The sequence below is a fragment of the Moorena sp. SIO3I6 genome (genome assembly GCF_010672095.1).
This window is the reverse complement of record NZ_JAAHHU010000260.1, coordinates 1-6,705: the sequence shown is the minus strand read 5'-3', so window position 1 is coordinate 6,705 and position 6,705 is coordinate 1. Positions and strand designations below refer to the sequence as shown.

6 protein-coding genes are annotated in these 6,705 nt (G+C 45.3%); 1 reads left to right on the top strand and 5 read right to left on the bottom strand.

Translation table 11 applies throughout. From position 1 onward, the window contains the following. Positions 1 to 698 (bottom strand): hypothetical protein (locus tag F6K49_RS33305; protein ID WP_293103547.1); only part of this gene is annotated, 698 nt, incomplete at its 3' end. A 424-nt stretch (positions 699 to 1,122) separates the two neighbouring features. Next, a complete protein-coding gene (locus F6K49_RS33300) occupies positions 1,123 to 1,752 on the bottom strand; it encodes a L,D-transpeptidase (protein WP_293103544.1) in 630 nt (209 codons plus the stop codon). 228 nt (positions 1,753 to 1,980) lie between these two features. On the opposite strand from F6K49_RS33300, the gene F6K49_RS33295 reads away from it, so the two are divergent. Further along, the gene (locus F6K49_RS33295) at positions 1,981 to 2,481 is read left to right on the top strand and encodes a hypothetical protein (RefSeq protein WP_293103541.1); all 501 of its coding nucleotides are present in this window, start codon (positions 1,981 to 1,983) and stop codon (positions 2,479 to 2,481) included. A gap of 368 nt (positions 2,482 to 2,849) precedes the next feature. Here the strand turns inward: F6K49_RS33295 and F6K49_RS33290 are convergent, their stop codons facing one another. From F6K49_RS33290 to der, 3 genes are all read right to left on the bottom strand, one after another. Beyond that, positions 2,850 to 4,052: an S-layer homology domain-containing protein gene (locus F6K49_RS33290; RefSeq protein ID WP_293064814.1), complete on the bottom strand. Its 1,203-nt coding sequence runs from the start codon at positions 4,050 to 4,052 to the stop codon at positions 2,850 to 2,852. A gap of 104 nt (positions 4,053 to 4,156) precedes the next feature. Next, entirely contained in the window at positions 4,157 to 5,032 is an 876-nt protein-coding gene (locus F6K49_RS33285; RefSeq protein WP_293103539.1) for a CbiQ family ECF transporter T component, read from the bottom strand. Positions 5,033 to 5,077: 45 nt separating this feature from the next. Further along, positions 5,078 to 6,469: a ribosome biogenesis GTPase Der gene (der, locus tag F6K49_RS33280; RefSeq protein WP_293103536.1), complete on the bottom strand. Its 1,392-nt coding sequence runs from the start codon at positions 6,467 to 6,469 to the stop codon at positions 5,078 to 5,080. Between the last annotated feature and the right edge of the window lie 236 nt (positions 6,470 to 6,705).

Sequence of the window (6,705 nt, the reverse complement as noted above, 5' to 3'; positions counted from 1 at the left end):
ACTAGATTATCCATCCAGCCACCAACTGCATCAAAGGTTTGAGTAATGAATCCCTGTTTATCGCCATCTGGGATTGAGTCCCTGATGGCTTCAAACTCATCATTGTTGGAAAAGGATGATTGATCTCCTTCTTCAAGGGTATTTCGTACTTTAGACACGAAGTCTGCACCAAGAGGGATTACCCCATCAATACAAACTAAAGCTACCATCCGCATCAGAGCAGCTTGATCATAGTTTTCCCGGATAGAACTGGCAAACTCGAAGGGATTCAAGCCAACCTTGTGAATTTTGCTATGGGCAAGTAGTTCCCCCACCAATTTCAGACCCAAGTCAACCCCTTGCAGCTTGTCAGCTTTGGGAGTCAGTTTCTCTAAAAACGGGATCCACCTAAAGGTATCCCCGACTTTGTCGGCTATTGCCGCTGCTGCGATCGCTTTGTCAGTTCTGTCAAACTTTTGATAAATCCCAACGGCTTTTTGGTATCCCTCATTGGGGTCTTCGTAGATGGCGAGGGCGCGATCGCGAATTTTCGTAATCACCTCGTAATCCTCTTCCCCAGTTAGCTTGCGAATGGTATGGTTAAACCCCACTAGGTTTTCCCACTCCCCTGGGATCACAAAATCCAGTGCGTTCAGTATTTTTACGGTTAGGCTATCGGTTGACAGTTCATCAACTAACTCAATTATTGATTTACTCATAAAAAAACACGTTTAATGTTTGGAAATCCCGTTTCTGGTAGACCGGGTCGGAAAGTTGAACCTACACCATCATAACTATAACAATCGGATTTAAGTTGTGAAACTCTCCAAGACCGGAAGTGGAGCAATCGACCACAATTATAGCTATAAAAGTCATACAGGTGTTAGGTTTTAGGGGTTAGGTGTTAGGGAACAATGTCCGTGCGGGTATGGATTGATTAAAACTATCATTGACGAAGTATGCGTGAAAATTGCTTCAACTGCTGGTAAATACAACAACATGAGTCGCGCTCATTTTCCCCAATACCTAAAACCTAAAACCTAAAACCTAAAACCTAATACCCAACACCTATCTAGGTTTGAGCTTTGTTGTCACCCCGTGAGCTTACTTGTTCTGGTGATTAACCTATTCTGATAGAGGATGTCAAGGCTGTACGATTACCGGTGTTCCTATAGCAACCTTTTCAAATAAATCCCGCACATCTTTATTGAGCATTCGGATGCAACCGTGAGAAACAGCTTGTCCGACGAGTTCCTCAGCAGTTGTTCCATGAAATCCAATATAATTCTTCCCATTAGTCCAAAAACCAATCCAGCGATCGCCAAGGGGATTATTCGGCCCTGGAGGAATTATTTCACCTGTCCAAGGATGCTCCCAAGCTGGATCCTGAAGCTTTTGGATCACTTCAAAATTACCTGTTGGTGTTTCCCAACCCACTTTACCAATGGCAATTGGGTAACTGTTTAGGACTTGAGCCGCTTGATAGACATAAACACGACGTTCACTCAATTTAATCACCAAACGAGTAATTTGAGTAGCCTCTGGTGGCAAGTCTTCTTCTAGAGGAAGATATAGATCCGGGTCTCCAAGGGGTGGCAATTTTGGGGCTTCAATTCCAGGCAATTGATTTTGAGGTAAAACCTCTTTGGGAGTAGGAACAGGACTACTCGTTTTTTCAGAGGCAGCTACCTGCTGTTGCCCATAAAGTATTGGAATTACTATACTCAAGCATAGTAGCCTTAAGCTCCGAGATAGTAATTTATCTCTCACCATTTCTAATTAGTTTTTATTTATAACAACTTTATAACATCACTTTAATCTACTTGAAAAGCAACATTATCAAAAACGTTCACACCGACGCCTTCAGGTATTTTGGCAGACCAAAAGTTAGTAATTTTACTGATAATATATTCCGGAAACAATCTATTATTTCCGTAGATTTTACAGTAGATTAGTGAATTTTAAATTCTTCGATTAACATAAATATAAGTTAAGTTGATAATGAATATTAAAAAGTTTAATGTCTGGACAGGGACTACCTTGTCATTGCTGCTGTGTACCCTTACTATGGCTCCCGCTAAGGCTAACTCAATGGGTGAACAAGCCCAAAACCGGATCCTGAAACAAGATCGGGGGCAAGAGCTTGACAAAGGTACTATCAAGAGTATCGTTGGCAATATCGTAAAGGTTAAGCTTGACAACGGTGAGAGCAAAACGGTTTGGCTACCAACTTCCAAGCTCAGGCAATGGCATGTGATAGAAGGTAAGCAAGTCTTGATGGCTGGGAATCGTATCGTTAATATTGTTAGTTCCAGTGCTTTGGCCAGTTCAGAGACTACGAGGGTTACCAGTAGTGTTACCGAGGTGTTAGAGTCTCTCCAACAGAGGCGTATCGAACGGATGAACCGTATTCGGAGAACTGTCATTTCCACTCCTGTACAGCCAACAGTGACAACTCCTCCTCGAACCCCAATTGGGCTACCTGTCAGAGCACTGTGGTAGCAACGGGTGCGCCTACCTGTGGGGATTTCCAGGGGGCTGACAGCGATGCAGCGCGGTCTTGGGGGTTCCCCCCATGAGCGACTGCATCAAGACAGATGCGATCGCATACAGAACTCAAACCATGAACGACTGCATTAACACAATGGTTGATAGTTAACGGTTGCCTTGATGCTTAACAAGGGTTTGTCATAGTAATGAGGTAAACAGGATTTTTTTCCAGTGCTCTTTTCCCTGCTCCCTGCTCCCTGCTTCCTGCTCCCTTCTCCCTCTATTCTCACAAAAAATATTGCCCGGAGTGTTAACTCCGGGCTAATCAATAACGTCGATTAAAATGGGCTGATCATTACCTGATCTGTAATCCGATAATTCTATTTCGGAGCTACAATATATGGAGAGGAAACCCCTTGAGCCTTACCTGATGTGACCAAAGCCTGATAAAGCATAGAAACCATCTCAGCATGAGTAGCAGGCTGATTTGGTCTGAGCATAGTTTTTTCACTGTAGTTAACAACTATACCCGCTTCTGTTGCTGCTGCTACTTTCTCAATCGCCCACTCAGGAATGTCATCCTGATCTCGGTAAATCTTTAACGTTTCGGCTGGATTGGATGAAGGTTGAAGATCAAGACCGCTAATCAGGCTAACTAAAACCTGTACACGAGGAACCTTTTGCTCAGGACGGAACTCCTGTCCGGGATATCCTGACATGAAGCCGGTTTCGGTAGCTTCATCAATTGCTTTAGATGCTGATTGATCAGTAGGTTTATCCTTATAATTTACTCGTTGTCGCTTCTTCTGCTCTTGAAACGCTTTTTGAATTTGAGCAGCTAACTCTCCCCGTGTTACCTGTCTGTCCGGTAGAAATTCCTGATCAGGTAAGTTAATTAATACTTTGTCCTTGGCTAGAGGTCTCATGAAAGGACTTGCCCAATGATTTTTAGGAATCTCTGCTGGTTGAATGGAGCGGAAATCGCTAACATCTATAGGGATAGTTTGTGATGAGGATTGGGCTTGGTCAGGACCTGTGCTACCGTCAGTATTACCATCTGATCTGGCTTGGTCAGGACCTGTGCTACCGTCAGTATTACCATCTGATCCGGCTTTGCCCTTGGCCATGGTGCGGTCGCGATATCCTGTGGATGAGTACCCTGATGAGAATAGCCCCAGGAATCGATTAGTTTGTGACTCCTCTGGTGATTTATCTTGAGCTGACCCGAGCATTAAACCCGTGGCTGGATCAACTGAATATCCCCTGAACAAAGAACTCGTTCTTGATTTGGAGGATGAGGAGAGCGCAGATGATGACTTATCTCCACCCGTGATTGATTTAACACTTGGAAATAGTGATAGTTCTCCCGTTGACTCTGTTGACTCAGATGATGCAAAGGGAGACTCAAGGGATTTGAAGCTAAATTTTCCCCGGTTGCCCTTTGTGCCCCAAAACAGAATTAGACCAATAGTGGCGAAGGCTACGATAATCGCCAGTAATTCATCAAGCTCTAGAATTGGTTTGCGGCTTGGCTGAGGAGGTGTTGGGGATGGTGATTGCTCGGACGGTGATTGATTTGTCATAGGATGGCTGAGATACACATCTTGACTGCTTTCCCTGGTTTTAAAGCCTAGGGATCGCTTGAAGTTACCTAGATTAAACCATAGCTATGTTATTTAAAAAAGATTCAAATTTTCCAACCCCAGGTTAATCTTACTCCCCAAAATACTAGTAAACTTGCCAGTGCTAACCAATCACACCAGCGTATGCGCAGTTGATGCCACTCCACTTTATGCTCATTGGGACTAGTAAAGCCCCTGACAGTCATGGCACTAGCAATTTGCTCAGCCCGTAACAGTAAATTTTCCAGAAGCTTTTCCGCAACCATTAACCAAATTTGTAGGCTTCGGTTCAGACCGAGTTTTTTCCAGTTGATAGCACGAGTGCGTATGGAACGAGCTAAATTCTGTACTTCTTCTAGCACTAGGGGGATAAAGCGCAAGGAAAGGGTTAAGGTCAGCAGAATTTCCGTAACCGGAACATTCAAACGCCGTAAGGGTTTGATTAAGCTTTCTAAACCTGCAGTAATTTCTTCTGGTGCTGTGGTCAGCAGGAAAAGACTGGAACTATAAACTAGGGTAAATAGAGTTGTGCTGATCCGGATCCCTAAATCTAATGAGCGACGAGTAATCGTAACCGGTCCCCCACTCCAGATTACATAACGGTAGTCAGTAGGTTGGGGTAGGCTGAATTCTTGAGGTAGTCGTATTTGATGCTCAATTGCCATACCATCTGGAAAAGTCGCAGTCATCAAAAATGCAAAACATGCTATCATCAACAACCAACCCATTTGCTGACGCCACACCCGCCAGGGAATCCTAGCGGTAAGGGTGATGATAATCAGTAAGGAGGATAGCCCGAGCCGACAGTAGGGATTTGCCAACAGGGGTGCGATCAGAAAACTAGTCAACCAAAACATCTTTACCCTGGAGTCGAGGTGATGCATCCAGGTTACTGGTTGTTCCAAATACAGTCCGATGGGAAGCGATCGCAATAAGTCCATGTTAGTGGTTAGTGCTTAGTGGGTAGTAGTCGAGGCAGTTATTTGTCAAACACGGGTAGCTCGATTGAGGTTGATTTGAGCTTCTTCTCCATCACGGACTTTTTTGCCTCGCCACAGTAAGCGTAGTGGTGTACCGGTGAAATCTAATTGTTGGCGGAACTGACGCTCTATGTAGCGACGGTAGTTGTCTTTGAAGCGTTTGGGGTCGTTGACAAATAGGGCAATAGTGGGAGGTTTAGATTTTACCTGGGTACCGTAGTAGATTTTGCCCTGACGCCCTTGGCGATTAGTGGGAGGAGTGTACCAGCTAACGGCTTCTTGTAGGACTTCATTAATCACAGAGGTAGAGACACGACGTCCATGTTGATTGGCAGCGGTATCAACTAAATCCAAAATTGTTTCGACCCGCTTGCCTGTTAGGGCACTGACAAAGATGATTTCAGCCCACTCGATAAAACTCAGTCGGTCTTTCACCAGTTTTTGGTAGTCATAAATAGTGTAGGAATCTTTTTCGATAGCATCCCACTTATTGACTACAATTACCGCAGCACGTCCTTCATCCGCAATACGTCCTGCCAGTTTTTGGTCTTGCTCTGTCACCCCATCTATAGCATCAATCACCAGTAGCACTACATCTGAGCGGCGAATGGCTTTGAAGGCACGATTAATACCAAAAAATTCCGGTCCGTAAGTAACGTTTTTCTTTTTGCGAATGCCAGCGGTGTCAATCAAGCGATAGGTTTGGGCTTCAGTACCCTTTTCTGGATCTGCTGACCGTTGTACTACCATATCAATGGCGTCACGAGTGGTGCCAGAAATTGGACTGACAATCGAGCGATTCTCCCCAGTGAGGGTGTTCAATAAGCTGGATTTTCCCACATTGGGGCGTCCGACAATAGCAACTTTAATCTCTGGGATTTCTGGGATAGTGTCTACATTGGGCAGGTAGGTAACCAGCTTCTCTAGTAATTCTCCTGTACCATTGCCATGAATTGCTGAGACCGGGAAGGGTTCTCCTAAATTCAGTTCCCAAAACTGGGAGGCTAGGATAATTCCTTGCTGGGGCGATTCACATTTATTGACAGCTAGCACAACTGGCACATGTTGTTGACGTAACCATTGCGCGATCGCTTCATCTCCAGCTGTGGGTCCTGCTTGACCATCCACCACTAACACTGCTGCACTCGCTTCAGCCAAAGCTGCCATTGCCTGTTCTCGAATCAAGGGCAAGAACTCGGTATTGTCATCAAATACCAAGCCGCCAGTATCCACAACCAGGTAGTCTCGGTCTTGCCAGAAAGCAGGGCGATAAGTGCGATCGCGGGTTACTCCTGGTTGGTTGTGGACAATAGCATCGGTCACCCCTGCCAAACGATTGACTAAGGTTGATTTCCCCACATTCGGGCGTCCGATAACTGCAACAATTGGCAGGGCCATAACTGGATGTCCTCAAATTGAGGAGTGTGAATGCTTTAGTCTTTTATTTTATAGCAGTTCTCAACTGGGTTAGGTACCTCGTCCTAGGTTTTAGGGAGTCGGGAGTCGGGAGTCGGGAGTCGGGAGTCGGGAGTCGGGAGTCGGGAGTCGGGAGTCGGGAGTCGGGAGTCGGGAGTCGGGAGTCGGTAGTCGGGAGTCGGGATTACTCAGGGCCGGGCTCATAATAATTATGACTC

Excerpts from the sequence above, each read along its gene's own strand:
- F6K49_RS33300 (WP_293103544.1), bottom strand. The coding sequence starts at position 1,752 with ATGGTGAGAGATAAATTACTATCTCGGAGCTTAAGGCTACTATGCTTG.
- F6K49_RS33295 (WP_293103541.1), top strand. The coding sequence starts at position 1,981 with ATGAATATTAAAAAGTTTAATGTCTGGACAGGGACTACCTTGTCATTG.
- F6K49_RS33290 (WP_293064814.1), bottom strand. The coding sequence starts at position 4,052 with ATGACAAATCAATCACCGTCCGAGCAATCACCATCCCCAACACCTCCT.
- F6K49_RS33285 (WP_293103539.1), bottom strand. The coding sequence starts at position 5,032 with ATGGACTTATTGCGATCGCTTCCCATCGGACTGTATTTGGAACAACCA.
- der (WP_293103536.1), bottom strand. The coding sequence starts at position 6,469 with ATGGCCCTGCCAATTGTTGCAGTTATCGGACGCCCGAATGTGGGGAAA.